Raw genomic sequence first — 24070 nt, 5'->3', positions numbered from 1 at the left:
TTATATATTTTAAAGAAATAATGCTTTTCCCTAAAAGTTCAATTGAATAGAATCAAGCGCGTTCTCTTCTTCCTCATTGCTGCCGCTCAATCCGATATGTTCGATTAGAATGCTTGGCTGTTCCAAAATCGCCGATAGGATGTGTAAGTAGTCGTTTGATAAAACCTCGATTCTGCTTTTCTTAAACAGTTTTTTCGAATATTCAAACAGTCCTTGATAGTTGTCGCGGTCTGCCTGAATCGACAAGGTCAAATCGAATTTGGCAACCGGATGATGAAATGGATACGGCTTGAGTTGAAGGGAATCGAAAGTCAATTCAGCATGATCAAGATTTTGCAGCACAAACATCGTATCGAATAAAGGATTACGGCTTGAATCTTTTGGAAGATGCAGATGCTGAATTAATTCTTCCAATGGATAGTCTTGATTTTTATAGGCGTTCAGCATGTTTTCTTTTACTTCGTTTAAGTAGGCATCAAATGTTTTACGGCCCGCCGGGTGATTGCGAATGACTAACGTATTGACGAACATTCCCACGACCGGCTCTACATCCAAATGAGTCCGCCCGGCAGATGGCGTTCCTACGATAATATCTTCTTGTCCGCTGTATTTGGATAAAAGAATCGTATAGGCTGCCAATAAAATCATATACAGTGTTGCTCCTGTGTCTTCTTCCATTTGGCTTAAACGCTGTTTCAAGTGTTCGGGTATAAGAAATTCAAATGATTCGCCTTCGTAATCGCGTATGGCAGGCCGCTCATAATCCGCAGGCATATCCAGTACAGGAATATCACCGTGAAACTGATCCAGCCAATACGCTTCCTGGCTCTTGATGTTCCGTTTCTGAATGTCCGATTGCTGCCAAACTGCAAAGTCTTTATATTGAATAGAGAGCGGGTCCGGTTCGTTCCCCTCGTAGATTCGGCTTAAATCTTTCATCAGAATATTGACGGACACGCCGTCAGAAATGATATGATGCATATCAACCACAAGCACGTGCCGCGCAGGTTCAATTTCAATCAGTCCGGCCCGCATCAGCGGCGGTTTGGCTAAGTCAAACGCTTTGATGAAATCAAGCACACGGTCTTCCGCTTCTTCTTCGCTTGCTTGAATTCGTTCTATCGTAAAGTCGACGTTCTGATGAATACGCTGTGCCGGCTCGCCTTCATATAAATCAAAGCTGGTCCGCAACGCTTCATGACGCGCGATTAATTTTCGGAAAGCGGCGTTTAACCGTTCGGGATCGATCGTCCCTTCCACATTCATGGCACCCGTCATATTGTAAGTCAGCTCGCCGCCTTCTGTGTGACTTAACAAATACATCCGCCTCTGAGCTGAAGAAACCGGATAATATGGCATTTCCTTTGCAGCCGGAATCGGTACATATCGATTTTTGTCCATGTGTAACGCCTTGTCAGCCAATTGTTCAATGGTAGGAAACTTGAATATGTCTTTGAGAGACAGATTCACATCCAGCTCTTTGTGAATTCTGGCGGCTAAGGCAGCCGCTCGGATGGAGTTGCCTCCGAGATCAAAGAAATTATGTTTGATCCCCGCATGGCTTATTCCGAGCACTTCCTTCCATAAATCTGTCAGTTTGGACTCCGTCTCATTACCCGGCGGAACATATTCAGCTGTCTGCTGCAGACTCGCTTCTGGTGCAGGCAGTGCCTTACGGTTTATTTTCCCGTTGGATGTTAACGGCATATGCTCCAGATGGACAAAATAGGACGGAACCATGTAGTCCGGAAGCTGCGATGACAATTGTTCCCTAAGCTGCGCAGCCGCTATAGGCTTGTCGCTTACGTAATACGCGCATAATTGTTTTAAGCCGTCTTCTTCTTCTTTCACTGTAACCGCGGCTTTTTGCACCGCTTCCGCGTTATGCATTGCTGCTTCAATTTCACCAAGCTCGATTCGGTGTCCCCTGATTTTGACTTGTTCATCAACGCGCCCAATATATACAAGATTTCCGTCCTTCAATCGCTTAGCCAAATCCCCTGATTTGTACATCTTCGCTCCCGGGACATACGGGTTTTCAACAAATTTCTCTGCCGTTAAATCCGGGCGGTTCCAATACCCTCTGGCAACACCCGGTCCGCTGATATATATTTCGCCGATTACCCCGAACGGAACCAGGTTTCTGCTTGCATCGGCCACATAAATATCCGTGTTGGCAGCCGGAGTGCCGATCGGTACAAATTCCCGCTTGTCCCGTTCTGCGTCGAAGTGATAAATCATACATCCGACGACAGCTTCCGTCGGTCCGTATTCATTGAAAATGTCCAGCCGGCCTTTAAACTGCTCGCTGACACTTTTGGCCAGACGGGTGCTTAAATTTTCTCCGCCGACAATCATTTTCCGTATTGCGGTGCCGCCAGCGATATTCATCTCTTTGATGACGTGCAGGTGTGCCGGGGTCAATTTGATCATGTCTATTCTTGAGTCCCGCATAATCTCAGAAAGCACAGCGCTTTTGTCTTCGCCGTCAAAGACAATGATGGTATTTCCCGTAACCAGCGGTGTAAATATCGAGGTCACAGTCAGATCGAAAGAGATGGAAGAGTATAATGGGAAGTTGGTTTTCTCACCTCTTACATAAACCTCTTTCGCCCACCAAATATAATCAGCCAGTCCCTGATGCTCAATGAGTACACCTTTTGGATTTCCCGTGGAACCTGACGTATAGATCATGTAGGCCAAATCATGCGCATCGCTGTCCGATTCAAGATTCGAGTGATCCTCATGGTATGAGTTTTCCTCATCCAAAAGCACAATGTCACCATCATACGGTAATTGATCCAGCAGGCTGCGCTGTGTCAACACAACCTCCGCCCTTGAATCTCTCAGCATATATTGAATCCGATCTTCCGGATATTCAGGATCAATGGGCACGTATGCGCCGCCTGCTTTCAGAACAGCCAAAATTCCGACAATCAGATCGATCCGATGCGGGCAGATGATGGCAACGAATTGATCCGCTTGTACGCCTTTTGTCCGTAACGTCCGCGCCAATCGGTTCGCCCGTTCATTGAGCTGTCTGTACGTATACCGCTCATTGCCAAAAATAACGGCTTCATGATCGGGACTCTGTTCCGCCTGCATTTCAAACCACCGATATACCGTTTCCTTATGCGGATACGGCGTCTTTGTGCCATTACACTCCGTCAGCAGTTGATGCCGTTCGGTTTCAGACAGCATAGGAACGGAAGACAATGTCATCTCCGGCTGCTCAGCAAGACTGTTTAAAATGGCGGTATAGTGTCTGGTGATCTGTTCAATGGTGTCTTTTGTGAATCGTCCCGGTTTATAATCAAAATGCATCTCTATCTGTTGACCGGCATCTTCGATCGTAAGCATCAAATCATATAAAGAGACCCCTGGATTTCGTTCTTTCACTTTAAATGTACATTCATTGTGCCGGATTTCATGAAATTCAATGTTTTGAAACACAAACATCGTGTTAAACAGAGACTTTCCGGTTGTTTCCCGCTGCACATTTAATTTCTCCACAAGCCGGTCGAATGGATAGTCTTGGTTTTCGAAAGCGTCAAGCGTCTGCTGCTTTACTTCTTCCAGATAATCCGTAAACGTTCTATTGGCGTGCGGCTTCGTCCGGATTCCGATGGTTTGTATGAAAATACCGATGATCTTTTCGATATCGGGATGATTTCTTCCTGAAGCAGGCGTGCCTACGACAATGTCTTCTTGTCCCGTATATTTATGAAGCAGCACATTATAGGCGGCCAGAAGCACCGTATAGAGAGTCGTTTCCGCCTTTTGTGCCAAGTCTTGAAGCGAACGGATGACATCCTGCTGTAAGGAGCATGTCACACGCTGTCCCTCAGAAGACCGTTCTGCCGCTTTTGAACCGTCTGTCGGCAGGTCAAGGATGGGAATTTCGTCTTGAAATTGTTCCAGCCAATATGTCTCCTGCCGCTTCATGGCATCGTCATTCAGCCGTTGGTTTTGCCATTCTGCGAAATCTTTATATTCAAATTCAATGTCCGGTAATGGTTTCTGATGATATAAAGCCAGCAATTCATTTGTCAGGATGTTGACGGAATAACCGTCCGAAATGATATGATGCATATCGATGAGCAGTTCGGCCTGCTCGTTTTCAATCTTGATCAGCTCCGCACGAACTAACGGAGCTTGGTCCAGGCGGAACGGTTTTACAAACCCTTCTGAATAGGCATCAAATTCGTCCCGGCTCATTGTCCGGACATGAACGTTAAAATCAACTTCGTTTTCAAGTTTCTGAACGATATCGCCATCTATAATGTCGAAATACGTGCGAAACGCTTCGTGCCGCTGCATCACTTGTTGAAGAGATGAGATCAGGGCTTGCTCATCGTACTTCCCTGTTATTGAGATGTGGCCGAACATATTTTGCGCCAGCTGATCCGGTTCCAGTTGGTGCAGGAAATATACTCTTTGCTGCGCCGGCGATGTCGGGTAATACGCTTTTTTCTCGGCAGCCTTCATCGGGAGGTGCACGACTTTCGTTTCGTTCTGAATGAAACGTGCTAATTCCTTAACAGTCTGGTGATTGAAAAATTGTCCGATGGAAACCTTTTGATGAAATGTCTTCTGAATTTTGGAAAGCATAAGCGTCGCCTGGAGTGAGTTTCCTCCCAGAGCCAGGAAGCGATCTGATCTACCAACCCGTTCAAGGCCGAAAAGTTCCTCCCAAATCCGCGTCAGCTGCTGCTCCGTTTCATTTACCGGCGCCTCATAGACTTCAGTAAAATTTGCCGTATTGCTTCCTATTGAAGAGACCCGCTTCTGGTGTTCGGCGTAAAGTGCTTGTAAATCATGCTGTTCTTCATCGGAAAACATCATCATGGCGTCAAGAGGGATTGAATCTCCCTCAACCATTTTTTGCAGCAATTTTGTAAAACCCGCTCCCCACTTTTTCATGATTTCCGGACTGATGACGTTCGTATTAAAGTCGAAATCAAGAACATATTCTTGATGCGCATCTGTTATGTTAAGAAATAAATCGTACAGGGTGCATTTTACCGGGTATGCAACGGGCTCCGCTTCCGCTTTTCCGAAATGCAGCTTTCGAAAAGGCCTGTCTAAATTAAAGATAATACGCATATCCGGCACTTGATCGTGCGGAAGCTCTCTGGCCACCAGTGTCATCGGGACGGCTTGGTGCTGCATTGCAAGGTTCACGCTTTCTTTCATACTGCCAAGATAACCGGATAAAGTGCCTTCTGAAGAAGACGTGTTCTTCACCGGAATCATATTGACGCAATTTCCAATCAGATCATGCTGTTTCATATGCGATTGACCTGCTGCGGGGACCCCGATCACAAGGCCTGACTGTTTGGTAAGCCGGTGCAGAAAAAGATGAAATGCGCCCAGCATCGTCACAAATACGCTATTTTTCATCTGAATGCTTAATGACCTTAAAGCCTCGCTCAATGGCCGTCCAAGCCTGACGGTACACCGGTCTCCCTCATACCCGTTCGGATAACGGACAGAAGCTGTGCTTGGCAGAATTGGCTGCTGTATCGGTTCAGAGAAATGACGCCGCCAATAACGGACCCCTTCTTCATAATGGCCGCTGTCAATCTGTTCCTGCTGCCAGTCTAAGTATTGGCGAAACGAAACATCTGCCTCTTTCGGCGAAATCGGTTTTCCTTGTACTATTGCCGCGTAGTTGCTCTCCAGTTCTTGAACAAAAACGGCGATTGACCATCCATCGGCAATGATATGATGGAACGTGAGCACAATCAGATGTTCATTGTGAGCCGATGTAAGCACATGGATTCTAAACAAAGGCTTTTGTTCATGGAAATGAAACGGCTGCTTGGCATCTTCTGTCAGCCATTTTTGGATTTCCGGCCCCCGATGTTCATGCGGGAGGCCGGTAAAATCAATGACAGGTATATCTATATTCATCCGTTCCTGCACTTGCTGTACCTCGTCATCGGGATGAATCACCGTACGTAAAGCTTCATGACGGTCAACGATATGCCGGACGGCTTGTTTTAATGATGTATACTGCAGTTCGCCCTTCACTTTCAGCATAATGGACTGGTTTAAAGCGGCGGAAGCTTCATTCCCGTAATGGGATGCCATAACCAACTGCTTTTGTTCAGGTGAAAGCTCGCGCGTCCCGGACTTTTTACGGCCTCCGCCATCAGGGGAATCCGGACCTTCCGGGATAAATCCGCCTCGGCGAAGATCCTCCACCGTGTCTTTCACCGCTTGAATAATATTTTCGATATCATCCGCGGTATGCGCGGCAGACAAGAAGCAGTTGCGTCCTTCCCACACATAGACCCCTTTATAGTTGAGGTGGTAAAAGAACAAGTCATTATCAAGCGATGAGACAAACCGGAATAAAGAACCGAATCGAACCATGCGGATAGGCACTTGCGCTTGTTCGAAGCAGCGATTCAGCTCATCGACCAGGTAGGCTGTTTTTTGATTAAGCTGCTCATACAGATGTTCTCCCTCGGTTTGCAAATGGCGAAGGACGGCTAATGACATCCTCATGGTAAGCGGGTGAGTATTGAAGGTGCCGGCCACAAACGTGCGCTTCGCCTCGTCTTGCGGGTAGGAATCGTCCCCATACTGCCAGGTACCCCCGTCGATCGCATTCATGAACTCAGCTTTTCCGGCAACTACCCCTAACGGCTGTCCGCCGCCGATGATTTTTCCGTAGGTCACTAAATCAGCCTGAATGCCGAACCATTCCTGTGCGCCGCCGAGACCGATCCGAAATCCGGTAATAATTTCATCCATAATCAGAGCTGTTCCGGATTGCTGCGTGATCGCCCGCAATTCTTTCAAAAATGCCCGCGGCTGCAAATCCGGTCTGCGGCTTTGTACCGGTTCCACCAGTACGGCTGCCAATTCATCACCAAGACTGCGGATCACATCCAGCGAATCGGGATTGTTGTAATGTAAAATAATCAAATCATCCATAAAGCTCTGCAGTATACCCGGAGCCAGCGGATTCGCAGACGCAGCCCCGCCTTTGGTGCCGGCAACCCCTAATACGCCGTCAAACGTGCCGTGATAAGATCCTGAGAACGCCACGACTTTCTTTCTTCCTGTCGCCGCCCGCGCCAAACGCAGGGCAACCATGACGGCCTCTGTTCCGGAATTATAGAAAGCGACCCTTTCCACTCCGGTACATGTGCGGATCCGGTCGGCAACTTCACCAGCGACATCTGACATCGGGCCGAGCGGGGGCAATGATGAACGGGTAGAATCATCGATAACCTGTGTAATAAAGGAAGGATGATGCCCGAAAAGGTTAACCCCGAATCCCATGGTGATATCGATATATTCATTTCCGTCAATATCCCACATTTTAGAACCGTCAGAACGTTCGGCGATAATCGGGTATACGATTTCCTTCCAATACGAACGGAAGCTGGACAAATTGCGGTTGTTTGCATGAGCAAATCGGGTATTGTCCGTATATTGTTTGGAACCTTTCGTTTTATCTGCGTATTTCTTGATGAAATCTTCTAAGTATTGTTTTTGCCGTGCGGTATAGTGTCCCTGATCATTCAGGTTCTGAGGCTGGAAAGGAACATAGGGTTTCGCTTCTTGAGCCGCTTTCTGTTCTGCAGTGACGGTCGGAGGCCCCTGCTTGACAGAAGGAATTGATTTCTCTTGCGCTTTAGCGTATTCTTTCTCACCGGAATGATGTCCGTTGTTTCTCAACAAATTAAAGCTATTTAATTGAGCTTGCAAGGTATCCTGAATTAATTGATTCTGAGAAGCGATTATTTTTTCGAGCGTATGCTCTTGATGACCATCTCTGCGATCCGATTCAGGCTGTGCTTCTGAAATGACCTGTATTTCCTGCGCCGGAACATTCTCTTGAGGCGGAGCGGATGCAAAGGACGATGGAACGGTATCAGCCAAGTAATCTATGACACTTTGAAGGTTGGTCAACGTATCAAAAAAACGATCCATCGGGATGTCTACCCCAAATTCGTCCGCGATGGCTTTTTTGACCTGTGACAGCATGATAGAATCCATTCCGAGCCCGATAAAATGAGCATTCAGATCGAGTTCCTCCGCTCTGATCCCCGAAGCATTGCTGATTACAGTTTTCAAGAAGGATTCAATGTGCGCTTTCGATTGATTGATATTCAATGCTGCTCCTCCTTTCTTTTCGCCCTCGTTTAAGCGCAATTGGTCAGCTTCAGCCCAGCATCGGCTCCGTTCAAACGGATACAGGGGCAATGGCGTCTTTTGTACAGTTTCACCGGAATAAAGCGCGCGCCAATCGATAACGGCTCCTTGCACAAATAATTCGGCTGCGCGATGCAGCCATGTGATCCGTTCATCTTGCGTACGTAAACGCTGCTTAATCAGAGCGGCTGCTTGTTGATTCAGCTCTTCTTTATGAGCAGGCAGCATTTCCTTCATATTCTTGTAACCGATGTATACACCGGGAAGGTTTCTGTCTCCCTGAATCAGGCGGGTCAGCTTATCCGATAGTTCTTGTTTACCGGATACAATCATGGCAATGCTATGATCCAAATGAGCCCTGCCCGTACTGGCTGTATAACAAATGGACTTTAATGAAGCTTGGCTGTCATCCGATACATATTGCCGGTACTGCTGTGCGAGTTCATAGAGTGATTTTTCAGTATGAGCGGATAAAACAAATAGGTGCGGCCCATGTTCATCCTCGGGCGCATACTCACTTTGAGAAATATATTCTTCCAGTACCACATGAGCGTTCGTTCCGCTAAAGCCAAATGAGCTGACTCCGCCTCGCAGCGGCTCATCACCCGATGTGAACTCCGAAACTTCCTGATTTACATAAAATGGTGATGAGTGAAAATGAATGAGCGGATTAGGTTCATTAAAGTGCGCTAACGGCGGATTTTTCTTGTGATTCAGCATGAGGACAGATTTGATCAGCCCGACGATGCCTGCCGCTTCAAACAAATGACCGATGTTCGATTTAACAGAACCAATCGCACAAAATTGTTTTTTTGCCGTATACTTTTCAAACGCTTTACAAAGCCCGTTAAATTCAACCGGATCGCCGAGCTTCGTTCCGGTGCCATGCGCTTCGATGAAAGATAGTGTTTCAGGAGCAATGCCCGCGTCTTTCCAAGCCGTCTCAATGACCTCAGTCTGAGCTGCCGGATTCGGTGCTGTAATCCCGGCGGTTGTTCCGTCTTGATTCATCGCGCTTCCCTTGATTACGCCGTAAATATGGTCTCCGTCGCGAACAGCCTCCTGCAAAGGTTTTAGCAGGACTGCGGCGGCGCCTTCACCTGTGCCCGTTCCGTCTGAATCTTTACTAAACGTTTTCGTGTACCCGTCCGAAGATTCCATATCAAGTCCGATACAGATCGGCAAGAGCGATGTCCGGATACCGCCGGCAAGAGCCATTTCACAATCGCCGGACATTAAAGATTTACATGCCATATGAACGGCGGCAAGCGATGAGGAGCATGCCGTATCCACTGTGACCGCCGGCCCTTTTAAATTTAAGAAATAAGCGATTCGGCTGGCTAGCACGGAAGGGAGATTGCCCACGATATATTGATGAAGTTCCTCCGGATAATTCGCAGAAAGGAGACGTTCATAATCGTAGCCCACCTTCGAGTACCCTGCATATACTCCGACACGGCTCCCGTTCATGCTGCCGCCGGCATAGCCCGCATCTTCAATCGCATGCCATGCAGACTGCAAAAAGAGTCTTTGGTTAGGGTCCATAAACTGAGCCGTTTTAGGAGCTAAACCGAAGAACGAATAATCAAAGCGGTCGATTTCATCTAAATAGCCGCCCTTCACAAACTGACTCTCATTGAACTCGCTTTGAATGGACTTTAAATAATCCGCCGCATCTTTCAGCCGGGATTCGGGATATTCTCGAATGCTGTGCTCACCTTTTTCAAGCAGATTCCAAAAATCACTTTTCGTTGACGCTCCCGGGACATTGAGCGACATCCCGATAATGGCGATATCTTTCGGTGTCACATGGCTTGGTTTCGCTGCCGCCTCCTGCTTGATTTCAGCACGGCTTTCAGACAGATATACCGCTAAATCAGTGATAGAAGGATACGTAAAGAGATCTGAAACGGAAAGCTCGCGTCCGAATTTCTGTTCTATGCGCTCGGCAATCTGCGATAACTGTAATGAATTTGCTCCCATATCAAAATAACTGTCAGCGAGGTGAACCTTTTTTCCATCGAGCACTTCGGAAAAGATAGACAGCAATTCCGTTTCTATCTCATGAATGGGTGTCTGTCCGGATGTTTCCGTGCTGCTCTCCAAACATTCATTGATGGCGGCGGACTCTGTTGAAAAATTCCCTGCCTCATACTGTCTGGCAAGTTCGTAGCGTTTAACCTTTCCGCTGGTTGTTTTAGGGAGTTTTCGGATCGGAAGGACTTCTTTTATGCTCCAGCCGCCCCGCTTGTACAAATGTTTTTTTATCTCTTTGACAAGCGGTGCAAATTTTTCAGGTGATTTTTTGTAAACAACAAAGAGCACGATTTCTCCGCTTTGTGTCTTTTGATCATATACACCGCAGGCGGCAACCCTTCCTAAGTCAACCTCTTCCATTTCAATCGCGACCCGTTCAATATCGTGCGGGTAGATATTTTTTCCGTTCACGAAAATAATGTCCTTTTCTCTTCCGGTTACGACTAAGTTACCACTTTCACTAATGAATCCGAGGTCTCCCGTTTTTACCCAGCCGTCAGAAGTCAGCGCTTTTTCCGTACTCTCGGGGTTGTTGTAATACCCTTGCGTCACATTGTCTCCTTTGATCTGGATATGGCCGATGATTCCGTCTTCTACTCTTTCATTTGTTTCATCGGAGATCCGAAGCTGACAATAGTCAATAGGTTGTCCCACCTCGACGAATGAAGCGCAATGTTGGTCCTCTTTGCTGACTTTTACAGCTCTTTCACCAAGATTTAAATAGTCACGATGCAAATAAACGGGAACGAATTCTTTACCTATTTTAGAGAACGCTGCGCCAACCGAAGCTTCCGCTAAACCGTAAACATTCAAAATGGCGGATCTTTTCAGATTGAATGCTGCGCATCTTTTCAAAAATTCGTCACACAGCTCCGGCAATATCGGTTCTGCACCGTTTGCGATGACCTTGATGTGGGATAAATCCCAGTCTGGTTCGTTTTTCAGAAATTTAAGGAAGTAGTTGTACCCGAAATTAGGAGATGATAGAATACTGGCTTTATGTTCATGAGCTTTTTTCATCCAAAGAATAGGTCTGCGAATAAATAACTCTGTAGGCATTAGATTTTGATTGATTCCGGTTATGAAGGGAACAAGGTGGCAGGCGATGAGCCCCATATCATGCGTTAAAGGCATCCATGATAAGAAAGAGTCTTTCGAATGAACGTGTAGGGCATTCCCAATGGCGCACGTGTTATGTATTAAGTTGTGATGCGTTAACATGACTCCTTTTGGATCTCCTGTCGATCCGGAAGAAAATTGGATAAAGGCGAGTTCATCCGCATCAGGTTCATAAAACGAAGCGGGGTAATCGTAGGTTTGATCTTGAATGACGTCAGATTTTTCGTTTAATTGATGATGGAAATCCTGTAAATCGTGTTCTGCAGCGTATTTCTTTATTTTGTCCAATACTTTTTCAGAGGCAATCAGAAACGGATGATTTAATATATTCCAAATGCGCCAGACCTTCAGCTTATGGTCATCATCTTCTCCGATACTGACCGGCACCGGGATCATTCCTCCTAATATACAGGCCCAAAAAGCAACGACAAATGATTTGTTTTCTTGGATTTGAAATACAATTTCCTGCTTCGGCTTAATGCCGAGATGCTGTAAATAGCCAAGATACCCTTGCGCCTCTTCAAACAATTGGCGATAAGAGACAACCGTCTCGTTTTTATCGGATTCGATAAAACGGATCCCGCGATCAGAGATATTGCTTCTTTCCCGAATGACATCTACTAAGGTTTGGAATTGACTGGTATACATAGGTCCCCTCCTGGGCGCTTTATTTTAAAATCCGCAATTCTTCCCAAGCCGGAAGCTGTTTAGCTTCACAAATTAATTTGCATAAATGGATCGAATGTTCGAGTTCTTGTTCTGAAAGCACGTCTTCATGCCTTTTCATTCTCTCTTTCAGCTCTTGGATTTGCGTAAATAATGGCGTCGTCATATTGGAATAAGCCGCTGAATCCTTGTTGTAATTTCGCGCAATGACGGATTGAATCATCAATTTATTCAGTTGTTTTTTGCGTAAATGGACAATATGTTTCTTTCTTTCCGCTGAATTGGAAAGCGGGGGAACATCGGATGTCTGTCCTAAGGGATAAGGTACAATGTGATTCGTTGTTTTTCTCAGCAGACCGGCTAGGACATTGTTCGGACCCATTTCGATGACTTCCGTCACTCCGTGTAAAAGCAAGTAATGCATCGATTCTGTCCATCTTACCGGCATCGTCATGTGTTGCTTGAGGTGTTCGCTGATCGAATTTCCGCTGCTGTAAGGGCGCGCGGTGACATTTGAAATGATCGGCCATGCGGCATCCCGGAAGGAATACCGGTGTAATACAGTCTGGAATTGTTCGGAGGCTGATCGTATCATCGAACTGTGAAAAGGCGCACTGACATTCAAATAAGTGTATGCCGCACCCTTTTCCTCCGCCATCTTGATGACACGTTCCACAGCTTGCCGGTGTCCGGAAATCACATGCTGCTGTTCTGAATTCATGCAGGCTACTCCTGCCGGAAAGTCTTCCGTCGACACTTTCGAACATATTTCTTGCAACGTTTGAAGAGAGAGGTGAGTCACGGCGGCCATCGCCCCCTGCTGCTTGGGATCCGCATTTTGCATAAGAATTCCCCGCTCCCTTACAAGTGTAACGGCATCCTGAAAAGAAAGGGCGCCGGCACAGACAAGCGCTGAATATTCGCCTAAGCTATGGCCTGCCAGGAAGCGGGGCTTCACCCCTATTTCCTGCATATACACTTGAAAAGCAATCACACTGACCGTTAAAATAGCGGGCTGCGCGTTCATTGTCTTTGTCAATTCATTCATATCTCCGTTAAAACACAGTTTTTTTACATCCAAGGAGATCGCATCGCTCGCTTCTTCAAACAATCTCTTTGCGAGCATAAAATCATTCCAAAATTGTTTGCCCATTCCTACAAATTGAGACCCTTGTCCAGGAAATAAAAAGGCAAGATTGTTCATGAGATTCCTCCGATCATATTGAACAGGGAATACAATATCCTACAAAATATCCCTTTATCTAACATCCTAGCATGATTATAACAAATGTGTATAGAATACTTTCGGAGGAGTTATTGTTCGATTTTACAAACGAATTAGATATATTTATTCATAAAATAAAACATGGAGGTTTCACCGAAAATCAGTCTTAAAGAGAGATGATGAAAGCCGGCGTGGAGCCTGTTACCGGCTCTTCTTCACTTAGAACGCGCTCTTTATGTTTCATATGTTTTAGGGCTATCGGCATAATTGTGTCAGAAATTACATATTTTCTGTTTATTGTAAAAAATCATTTGTATATCTGTGAAGGATTGTAAACTGATTGCGCTTGATTATAAATGTGGCGCAAGAGATGGATCTGAATGAGGAAAATCTGCAAGGGCGAAATACGCCGGAGAACATGTGAATGACCCAGCCCGGATAGCGATTGACGCAGTAAATCGGCCTATTGAGTGAACAAGGTTTTCAGGCATAAAAAAACAGCCGTTCAGAGCGGCTGTTTTTTTAAAAAGTATAAGAACTATTGAGCGGTATACCCGCCGTCCATGACTACGGCCTGACCTGTGACCCCTTTTGCTTTGTCGCTGGCCAAAAATACGGCGTAATCAGCGATTTCCTTCACTGACAGCAGCCGTTTTTGGGGAACGAGCGGAAAGATGACGTCCTCAAGCACCCGTTCGTACGGTACATTCCTTGTTGCGGAAATGTCCTTTAACTGATTGCGGACAAGCTGAGTGTCCACATATCCCGGACAAAGCGCATTGACGGTAATGCCGTCAGCCGCGCCTTCAAGTGCGCCGACTTTCGTTAAACCGATGACGCCGTGCTTGGCGCTGTTATATGCCGCTTTCCCGTGAAAACCGATCAATCCGTTGACAGACGCCATATTAATGATTCGACCGAATTGCTGTTTTTTCATAATGGGGAATGCATGCTTCATTGCGATAAATGGCGCAGTCAGCATGAGACGAATGAGCCGTTCAAACTGTTCGGTGGGAAATTCCTCGATGGGCGCGACATGCTGAATGCCCGCATTATTCACAAGGATATCGAGACGTCCGAATTGTTTCTCGACCGTCTGCAGCATGTCAGCCACTTGTTTTTCATTTGTTACATCGCATGTGATGCTGACTGCTTCACAGCCTTCATCTTTCAGTCTTGCCGCCGCTTCTTTCCCCGCTTGTTCGTTTACATCAGAGATGATGACGGCTGCTCCTTCACGGGCGAATTCTTTTGCGATTTCAAGCCCGATTCCTCCGGCTGCTCCTGTTACAACGGCTGTTTTTTCAATAAGCAATGAATGCATGACGGCACCTCCTCATTTTGGTCTGACCCCGTTTTTTAACGACTGGCTGACAGTAAAATGACCTTCTGTTTTCTCAAAGACCTCCTCCATTGTTACACCTTCCTGCAGTTCGGTGAGCGTCATACGGCCATCATGAAAATCGAAAACAGCCAAATCTGTGATCAGCCGATCGACCACCTGCCTGCCGGTTAAAGGAAGCGTACATTCCGTTCTCACTTTAGATTCCCCATATTTATTAACGTGCTCCATGATGACAATAATCCGTTTTGCTCCGTGGACCAAGTCCATGGCGCCGCCCATTCCTTTGATCATTTTTCCGGGGATCATCCAGTTCGCCAAATCTCCCCGTTCGGAAACTTCCATCCCGCCGAGGATCGCTACATCAATGTGGCCGCCGCGAATCATGGCAAAGGATTCGGCACTGTCAAAATACGAGGCTCCCTTTACCTCGGTAATGGTTTCTTTTCCCGCATTGATCAGATCGGGGTCCTCCGTTCCTTCCGCCGGATAAGGCCCGATCCCGAGCAAGCCGTTTTCAGACTGAAGCAGGACGTTATAATCATTCGGTATCTCATTGGCTACAAGCGTCGGCATACCTATCCCCAAGTTCACATTCATTCCGTCCTTTATTTCCTTTACAGCCCGTTTGATCATTCGTTTTCTGCTATCTCTCATTCTGTCAGCCTCCTTTATCATGCTTGCCGGACGGTGCGGCGTTCAATCCGTTTTTCATGAATCCCGCCGGGCAGCACGTGCTGCACAAAAATACCCGGCGTATGAATTTGATCCGGATCAAGCTCTCCGGCATCGACGATTTCTTCAGCCTCTGCAATCGTCACTTTGCCTGCCATTGCAGCGAGCGGATTGAAATTTCTTGCCGTCTTTCTGAACATCAGGTTGCCCAGAGGATCGGCTTTCCAGGCCTTTACGATGGCGGCGTTCCCTGTAATCCCTTTCTCCAGAAGATAGGTGCGCCCGTCAAATGTCTTATGTTCTTTTCCCTCGGCTACTGATGTTCCGACGCCTGCAGGTGTATAAAACGCCGGAATGCCCGCCCCTCCCGCGCGAATTCTTTCTGCGAGCGTTCCTTGGGGCACCAATTCGACTTCCAGCTCTCCGCTTAAAAACTGCCGTTCAAAGGTTTTGTTTTCTCCCACATAGGATGCGACCATTTTTTTGATCTGCCGGTTTGCAAGCAAGAGGCCTAACCCCCAATCATCAACACCGCAGTTATTACTGACAACGGTCAAGTTTTTTACGCCGCTGTCCCTGATCGCGAGAATTAATTGTTCCGGAATGCCGCACAGGCCGAAGCCTCCTGCGATGAGGGTGTCTCCGTCCTTGATCAGTGCAGCAGCATCTTGATAAGAGTCCATCACTTTTCCTTTTCCCATATTCGTTTCCCCTTTCTGTTTTGGCTACACAAGGCCCGTCAGACTGTAAATGGCGATGATGACAAACACAGCGGCTGTTTTAATGACGGTAATGGCAAAGATATCCCTGTAAGATTGGCGGTGGGTCAACCCGGTGACCGCGAGCAGCGTAATGACGGCGCCATTATGCGGAAGAGTGTCCATCCCGCCGGAGGCCATCGAAATTACCCGGTGCATGACCTCCGGCGGGATGTGGAATGTATTGATTGCTTCTGTATACGCTGCTGACATCGTGCTTAAAGCGATGCCCATTCCTCCTGATGCCGATCCTGTAATCCCGGCAAGCGCAGTGGTCGTCACCGCTCCGTTGACGAGCGGATCAGTAAACGTCTGCGATATGCCGCTGCTGACCATTTTAAAGCCGGGAAGCGCCGCAATGATGCCGCCAAATCCGTATTCGGCTCCTGTATTCATCGACGCCAGCAAGGCGCCCCCGATGCCCTCATTCAGTCCTTCTTTCAAATTGAAGAGGACTTTTTTCCAATCGAACAAAATCGTTGTCATGATTCCGATGAACAGTGCGAGTTCTACTGACCAGATCGCAGTGACAGAGGAAAGGTCAATCTTCCCGAACGCTTCTAAACCGAGCGGCGCAAAATCAAATCCGTCAGGGTACCAATGCGGGAGCCACATCGTGAAGCATTTGTTCATGACTCCCACAAGGATAAGCGGAACAAAGGCGAGCACTTGCCGCGCGGGGCTGGATTCTGCCTCCCGAGGTAAAACAGGCGTATGTTTTTCATTAGCCAGACCTGAGGATTCCTCTGCAGCGGAAACTTCAGATTGAAATCCAGCATAGCCTTCTCCGGCATTGGCCGCTTTTTTGCGCCGGGATTCTAAATAAATCATTCCGGCCGTAAGCACAAATGCTGCACCAATCAGTCCGAGCCAGGGAGCGGCATAAATGTTTGTTTTAAAAAATGCTGTCGGAATGACATTTTGAATTTGCGGTGTGCCGGGAAGCGCATCCATTGTAAATGTAAAGGCGCCCAATGCAATCGTACCGGGTATCAGACGCTTGGGAATATCAGCTTTCATAAATAGGTTTTTAGCAAACGGATAAATGGCAAACACCGCTACGAAGAGACTGACGCCGCTGTACGTTAAAATCGCACCCATTAAGACGATGGCGAGAATGGCTCTTTTTGCTCCTACAAGCTTGACGATTGTTTTTGCAATCGACTCAGCGAGCCCTGATATTTCAACAACCTTGCCAAAAACGGCTCCTAAAAGAAATACGGGAAAATACAGCTTAATAAATCCTACCATCTTCTCCATAAATATATTCGAGAAGAAAGGAAGTACGAAGCTTGGATCTGTCAGGAGCACAGCAAACAGCGCGCAAATCGGAGCGAATAAAATGACTGAAAAGCCCCGGTAAGCCGCAAACATCAGCATGCCTAATGCCAATAAAATAATAACAATGTCCACAAATCCCCCTCTTTTCTGCTCAAAATTAGTAAGCGCTTACAAAAAATCAAGAAAATAAAGCAAAAACATGCCGGTTTTGCACTGTTTTTGAGGCTGAAAAAATATGCATCATGGTGAATGTTCCGTTTTGGCGAAAGAAAAGGAGACCCTTGCTGCATTATATTGATTGGCTGAGCAGTGAGTTTTTTAGGGATAGTGAGATGGATCAGAGAGGATTTTTGCTTTATAAATATGTATTCTTTTTTCTTTCATTTATTTCCTGCAAGAGGAACCGATAAAATCCGGCCCTCCTGCATGGTCATTCAGCCAATGACAACCGGAAGCTCTTTGAGCGACCTAAAACCAATGAGCTTACGGTATTCAAGGCGGTGTGCGGCCAGCCGAAGCTTAGGCATCCGCTCAAACAGTGTGAGAATTGCAATTTGTGCTTCGATACGCGCTAATGAGGAGCCTATACAAAAATGGGCGTTCTTTCCGAATGCAAGATGCGGATTCGGCTTTCTTTGGATATCCATTTTGTGAGGTTGATCGAATATGCTTGGATCGCGATTGGCTGCTCCTAAAAGGATATATACCTGCTCTCCTTTTTTTATGGTCTTCCCATTTATTTCACAGTCTTCTGAAGCGGTGCGTGCCGTCAGCTGCGCGGGGCTGTCGTAGCGCAAACATTCCTCAACTGCAGTTTCAATAAGCGAGGGGTTTTCTCTCAGTGCGCTAAGCTGTTCAGGGTGTTTCAATAAAGTAAACACACCGTTGCACATGAGGTTTACCGTCGTCTCGTGTCCGGCTATGACAAGTAAGATACATGTCGCGAGCACTTCCTCTTTTGAAAGCTGTTCCTCCATAATAAACCTGCTGATCAAGTCTTGCTGAGGGTGAGCTTTCCGCTTGTGAATCAAATCTCTGAAGTATGACGTCAGCCTGCCTGCGGTGTCGCTGGCTCTGACTAACGTCTTTCTTGATCGGGTAAGGTCAATGGCCTGAATGACGTCTGCCGTCCATTGTCTGAATTGATATCTCTCCTCTTTCGGCACTCCGAGTATCTCCGCAATGATAAGGCTTGCCAATGGAAAGGCAAACTCTGAAACAAGGTCAGCGTTTTTTTTGATTTGGACTTGATCCAACAAGTCATGAACCGTTTCTTTTATACAAGGGCGAAGTGATTCCGCCGTCTTTGCGGTAAATTCTTTACCGATAAGCATCCGCATCCGCTTATGGTCTGATTGATTTTTAAATAACAGCATATCGTGCTGGATATGCGATAGATTTTGATATTTCGTTGAAGCTTCCGGAAGAGGAATGCGGTTTTTAAATCGGGTGTCTTTCAGAATCGCTGCCGCCTCTTTGTACCCGGTGACATACCAGCCCGGATATTTTAATACGGTCCCTTTATAAACAGGATCAATGGATCGCAGTTTGTCATAAAACGGGTAAGGGTCATTCCAAAAATCCGAATCCGCATGGAGAGACGGATGTGCAATCGATAGGCCCGCCGTCATCTTATACCTCCGTATTGCAGGCGGATTGCAGGCCGGCTTTCATTTCTTCAACGGATTCGACTTCAAAACCTAAATCATGGAGCATTTGATGATCCTCTGTTTCTTGCTGCCCTGCTGTCGTTAAGTAATCTCCGACGAAAATCGAATTTGCGGCATAAAGTCCCAGCGGCTGCAGCGAACGAAGGTTGACTTCCCGGCCTCCTGAGATACGGATTTCTTTTGACGGATTGATAAAACGGAATAAGGCGAGCACTTTCAGGCAATACACCGGATGTAATTCGCTTACCCCTTCTAACGGAGTTCCGTCAATCGCATGCAGAAAATTAACCGGGATGCTGTCGGCGTCAAGCGCTTTTAAGCTGTTCGCCATATCAATGACGTCCTGTTTCGTCTCTTTCATGCCGACGATGACACCAGAACAAGGTGACATCCCCGATTGTTTCGCCGTTTCCACTGTGTTGACCCTGTCGTCATACGTGTGGGAGGTCGTAATGTTTGAGTGATTCCTTTGTGATGTATTGATGTTATGATTGTACCGGTCTACTCCTGCCTGTTTCAGCCGCTCTGCCTGTTCCGGCTTCAGCAGACCGAGGCATGCGCAGATTTTTAAACCGTACGTTTCTTTAATTTCTTTAACAGCATCAACAACTTGATCTACTTCTCTGTTCGACGGTCCCCGCCCGCTGGCGACGATGCAGTATGTCCCTATATTCAGGTCGTGGGCGCGTTTTGCCCCCTTCAGCAATATATGCTTATCCACCATCCGATAAGACTCGATCGGCGCTTTTGATATTGAAGATTGTGAACAGTACCCGCAATTTTCCGGACACAGGCCTGATTTTGCATTCATAATCATATTCAGCTTTACTTTTTTTCCGTAAAATCGTTTTCTGATATGAAAAGCGGCATGCATCAGCAATAAAAGATCCTCATCAGGACAATTTAAAATGGCCAGCGCTTCTTGATTCGTTACTTCCGCCCCGTCCAGCACTCTCTCTGCAAGATCCATCCATTGATTCATGTTTATCTCCCCATTTGTGTCAGATTCATGAAAGAGGAAACATCTATATGTTTCTCAATCATGTGTTGAATGTTTTCCGGTGAAACGTGATCCAGCTTCGGTGTGATTCCCAAAATCGGAACTTTGCATAATGTTTCAATCATGCTCGGGTTTGTCTTTTCGTCCAGCCCCGGCCGGCTCTTTACGCCGTTGATAATAATGCCGAGAACCTCTATCCCCATGTTTTTCGCATATTCAACGGTTAAATATGTGTGGTTGATGGTTCCGAGATCAGGCCTGGTGACAATCACTGCCGGCAATTCCAAGGCTTTTATCAGATCACTGACTAAGTAATTTTCACCAAGCGGGACGGAAATGCCGCCTGCCCCCTCGACGATGAAACACTCATGACGATTTTTGATCTTACTCCAGTGGGCCATGACTTCATCCATGCTCACGGATTTCCCCTCAAGCATGGCGGCCGTGTACGGCGCAAGCGGCTCTTTCCATTCAAATGGCGTAATTTCTTCATGAGACAGTGCGGTTTGTGACATGTCTTTCAACAGCGAGGTGTCACTTTCCGGATGAGTCCGCGGCACGCCGCTTAAAAACGGCTTAAACACTCCGATATCCGCCTGTTTCTGCCGGAATGCCGCGGCAAGTCCACAAGAAACGATGGTTTTTCCGACGCCGGTATCTGTTCCTGTGACAAAAAAACTTCTCATTTGTTTATATTCAGCTCTTTTCTAATGGAATCAAATGCTTCTGTCAGCTCGTCTATGTCCTGTAAGCTGCGATCCGCCGTAACGGTCAGCCTGATTCTGCTTTCGCCTTCCGGAACGGCGGGCGGGCGGATGGCCGGGGCGCAGATTCCCTTTTTCTCCAGCAGCGCAGCGGCTGAAACCGCTGTTTTTGCATCACCGATGATGACGGGGATAATCGGTGTATCTCCGCCTCTTACGGTAAAGCCGATATCGGCCAGACGCGTTTTTATTGTTTTGACAGACGTCTGCAGCTCACGGCGCGTATCGTGCATATCTGATATGATGTCAAATGCCGTATGCGAAGCCGCACAAATTGACGGCGGGAGGGCCGTCTGAAAAATAAACGTCCGCGCCTGATTCAGCAAAAAATCAATGAAAATGTTTGATCCCGCGGCAAAACCGCCTTCCGTTCCTACAGCTTTGCTTAATGTGCCGATGACAACATCAGGACAAACACCGAAATAGTCACTGGTTCCCCCGCCGTTTTCCCCGAGTACACCGGTTGCATGCGCGTCATCTGCTATCACAAATGCCTGGTACTGCTTTGCAAGCGCCATTATGCGGTCAAGAGGCGCAATTGTGCCGTCCATGCTGAAGACGCCGTCTGTGACGATAAAGCGGCGGTTCCGAGCCTGGACGGAGGCAAGTTTTTTCTCAAGATCAGCCATATCAATATGGCGGTACACGATGGTTTCCGCTTTTGATAAACGGCAGCCGTCAACAATGCTCGCATGGTTCAGTTGATCGCTTAAAATGACATCGCCTTTTTGAGGCAGTGAGGCAAGCACGCCGATATTCGCCAAGTAACCGCTTGAAAACAATAAAGCCGCTTCCGTCTGTTTAAAGTCCGCGATTGTTTGTTCAAGTTTTTCGTGCCACACAGTATTTCCTGTCGTTAACCGTGAGCCCCCGCTTCCCGCTCCGAACCGGCTCAGCGCCGTTTGCGCGGCTGTGATCAGCCGCTCATCTTTTGACAGGCCTAAATAGTCATTGGACGCCCAGGTCTGCCGCTTTTGCCCCTTGGTTTTGAGAGCGGATTCCTGTGTTCGCAGCGTCCGATACAGCCCGTCTCTTTTCACCGCATCGAGCCTTTTGAGGAGCCATCCGTCAAAATCCACGGCCGGTCACCTCGGCTATCGCTTCTTTCATAATGGAGATCATGGCTTGTAACTGATCGGTTGTGCTGGCAAGCGGCGGCAGAAAGGCGATGACGTCTCCGAGCGGCCGTGTCAGCATACCAAGCTCTCTCATTTTCAAGGACACCTTGTATCCCATCCGCTTTTCAGGCGGATAAGGCTGTTTTGTCCCCTTATCCTGCACAAGCTCTATGCCGCACATGAAACCGAGCTGGCGGACATCGCCGACATGGGGAAGCTGCTTCAGATCATGAAGAAATTCCGCTGCCGTTTTTGATTTTTCGGCGACTCGTTCAACGATGCGTTCTGATTCGAATAATCGCAGATTTTCAATTGCCGCGGCACAGCCAAGCTGATTTCCTGTATAGGAATGGCCGTGGAAAAATGTTTTCATTTTGTCGTAGTCATCGTAGAAGGCTTCATAAATGGCTTCTGTGGCAAACGTCACAGCGATCGGCAAATAGCCTCCCGTAATGCCTTTCCCTGCCGCCATCAAGTCCGGCTGGACATTTTCATGCTCACAGGCAAACATTTTTCCGGTGCGGCCGAACCCCGTCGCCACTTCGTCAACGATCATTAACACATCATATGCCGTACACAGCTTTCGTACGCCTGCCAGAAAGCCTTCAGGCATGACGATCATCCCGGATGCGCCTTGCACCATCGATTCAATCGTAAGTGCGGCAATCTCTTCGTGGTGCTTTGCAAGCAGCTGTTCGAGCGCGTGAAGGCATTCATCCCGGCACTGTACGGGGGCGCCGCTTTCAGATCTGTATACATACGGAATCGGGGCTTTGTAGCTTTCAAACATCAGCGGGCCGTACACATGGTGGAAGAGTTCAATGGAGCCGACGCTGACGGCTCCGATCGTATCGCCGTGATAGCCGTTCTGCATAGAAATAAACGTCTGTTTCTCGGGTCTCCCTATGTTTTTCCAGTATTGAAAGGCCATTTTCAGAGCGATTTCCATTGCTTCCGCTCCGCTGTCGGAGTAAAAAACGCGTGTCAGCTTTTCCGGTGTGATGCCTGTCAGCATCTCGGCAAGTTCTGTTGCGGGAACGTTCGTCATACCCAGCAAAGTCGAATGAGCGATTTTTTCAAGCTGTTTTTGAATCGCTTCATCCATTTCTTTTTTGCGGTGGCCGTGTACATTGAGCCATACTGAAGAAAAGCCGTCATAATATTCTTTGCCGCTGATGTCTTTCAGCATGATCCCGTTTCCGCTTTCAATGATTAACGGATCTTCATCGTAATCTTTCATTTGTGTGAAAGGCAGCCAAAGATGCTGTTTGCTTTTTTCAATCATTGATTGTTTCATCATTTCTCCTCCCGCTGAATGAATACAGGCTGCTTCTCCAAAAAATGGATACAGCTCTCTGTATCTATGGAGCCATCTGTAAAGAAAATCCGGCAGCCGCTTTCATCTCCGGCATTTTTCATCTTGGCAATCCGCTGATATCCCAGCTTCTTTGCGGCAACGTAGCCTGTTATGTAATCAGGATCATCCGACCAGCACAATTCAGCAATAATCCCCGGATATGCGCAAACTTTTGCCGCGATGGCATGTGCTTCTTTTATTCGTGAATTTTCCGGCATGTTGTGAGTAAAAGCCCATTTTTGAAAATCATGTGACGGCCAATCCACTCGAGATACCCGCACACCTCTATTTCCTCTGCCGTCAATGCGTTTTCCTGCCCGGATATCAAACAGGACCGCTCCTCTTGCGTCTGCATATTCCGCAATGTTTTCGTACGCTTTCTCTATCATGTGCGGGGGAATTCCCGCCTTTTGCAGAAGCTTGCGGGCGATCGCTTGTCCTTTTTCCGGCGTGTCTGTTTGATGGAAAGCAACCGGCAAAGGGCGGATCGTTTCGATCGGTTCATTAACGCTTTCAAGCTGAATTTGCATAAAATCAGGTATCCCTCTTGAGTGCGAGAAGCCTTTATGTAATAAGCCATCTACCGCTTCCTGTAAACCGCCGTAAGTGATGAGCCGTTCTCCGCCGGAAATGTGTTTTCCGCCCTGCTCATGGGGGGCGTTTCGGGAAGCTCTCATTCTGACGCTGTAATAGGTTTCTTCCCGCATATATTCCCCTCCTTTCTCTTACTTTGAAAATTAATGTTAACCAAAATAATTAAAGGTTAACACTTATACAGAATATTAGTGCCCCTCACGGAATATGTCAACCTAAACTATCAAACTGTTAACTTAATGAGTTTTGCAAAGCCTCATTACGTTTTCATGTTTTGTTCATATTTTAG

Annotated in this window: 12 protein-coding genes; all 12 read right to left on the bottom strand. The window is 47.1% G+C overall.

All coding sequences use genetic code 11. The features are described 5' to 3' along the window. Positions 1-30 precede the first annotated feature (30 nt). Positions 31-11979, bottom strand: coding sequence for a bacillomycin D hybrid PKS/NRPS BamA (gene bamA / locus K3G25_RS17200; RefSeq protein ID WP_232489433.1), 11949 nt, complete (start codon positions 11977-11979; stop codon positions 31-33). Positions 11980-11998: 19 nt separating this feature from the next. Further along, positions 11999-13201, bottom strand: a complete 1203-nt coding sequence (bamD, locus tag K3G25_RS17195) for a bacillomycin D biosynthesis malonyl-CoA transacylase BamD (RefSeq protein ID WP_100261820.1) — start codon at positions 13199-13201, stop codon at positions 11999-12001. A 559-nt stretch (positions 13202-13760) separates the two neighbouring features. Beyond that, positions 13761-14546, bottom strand: coding sequence for a 3-hydroxybutyrate dehydrogenase (locus K3G25_RS17190; RefSeq protein WP_014418050.1), 786 nt, complete (start codon positions 14544-14546; stop codon positions 13761-13763). Between the two features lie 12 nt (positions 14547-14558). After that, positions 14559-15221, bottom strand: coding sequence for a CoA transferase subunit B (locus K3G25_RS17185; protein WP_007410136.1), 663 nt, complete (start codon positions 15219-15221; stop codon positions 14559-14561). 17 nt (positions 15222-15238) lie between these two features. Beyond that, positions 15239-15940 (bottom strand): CoA transferase subunit A, encoded by a 702-nt coding sequence (locus K3G25_RS17180; RefSeq protein WP_014418052.1) that lies wholly within the window; start codon positions 15938-15940, stop codon positions 15239-15241. 24 nt (positions 15941-15964) lie between these two features. After that, a complete protein-coding gene (locus tag K3G25_RS17175) occupies positions 15965-17410 on the bottom strand; it encodes a GntP family permease (protein ID WP_021493389.1) in 1446 nt (481 codons plus the stop codon). A gap of 302 nt (positions 17411-17712) precedes the next feature. After that, the gene (locus K3G25_RS17170; protein WP_022553266.1) at positions 17713-18909 is read right to left on the bottom strand and encodes a cytochrome P450; all 1197 of its coding nucleotides are present in this window, start codon (positions 18907-18909) and stop codon (positions 17713-17715) included. 1 nt (position 18910) lies between these two features. Beyond that, on the bottom strand, positions 18911-19930 hold the full coding sequence (gene bioB, locus K3G25_RS17165) for a biotin synthase BioB (RefSeq protein WP_007410132.1): 1020 nt from the start codon (positions 19928-19930) through the stop codon (positions 18911-18913). Positions 19931-19932: 2 nt separating this feature from the next. Continuing rightward, on the bottom strand, positions 19933-20634 hold the full coding sequence (gene bioD, locus K3G25_RS17160) for a dethiobiotin synthase (RefSeq protein WP_022553264.1): 702 nt from the start codon (positions 20632-20634) through the stop codon (positions 19933-19935). After that, on the bottom strand, positions 20631-21791 hold the full coding sequence (gene bioF, locus K3G25_RS17155) for an 8-amino-7-oxononanoate synthase (protein WP_095060161.1): 1161 nt from the start codon (positions 21789-21791) through the stop codon (positions 20631-20633). Before bioF ends, bioD begins: the two co-directional genes overlap by 4 nt. Next, entirely contained in the window at positions 21781-23127 is a 1347-nt protein-coding gene (bioA, locus tag K3G25_RS17150) for an adenosylmethionine--8-amino-7-oxononanoate transaminase (RefSeq protein WP_017417911.1), read from the bottom strand. Before bioA ends, bioF begins: the two co-directional genes overlap by 11 nt. Continuing rightward, positions 23127-23894, bottom strand: coding sequence for a 6-carboxyhexanoate--CoA ligase (locus K3G25_RS17145; RefSeq protein WP_014418059.1), 768 nt, complete (start codon positions 23892-23894; stop codon positions 23127-23129). The genes bioA and K3G25_RS17145 overlap by 1 nt, the downstream gene beginning before the upstream one ends. Between the last annotated feature and the right edge of the window lie 176 nt (positions 23895-24070).

This window comes from Bacillus sp. FCW2, assembly GCF_021228595.1.
Classification (GTDB): Bacteria; Bacillota; Bacilli; order Bacillales; family Bacillaceae; genus Bacillus; species Bacillus velezensis.
Note: the sequence above shows the minus strand (reverse complement) of the source record. Positions and strands in the feature narration are given on the sequence as shown.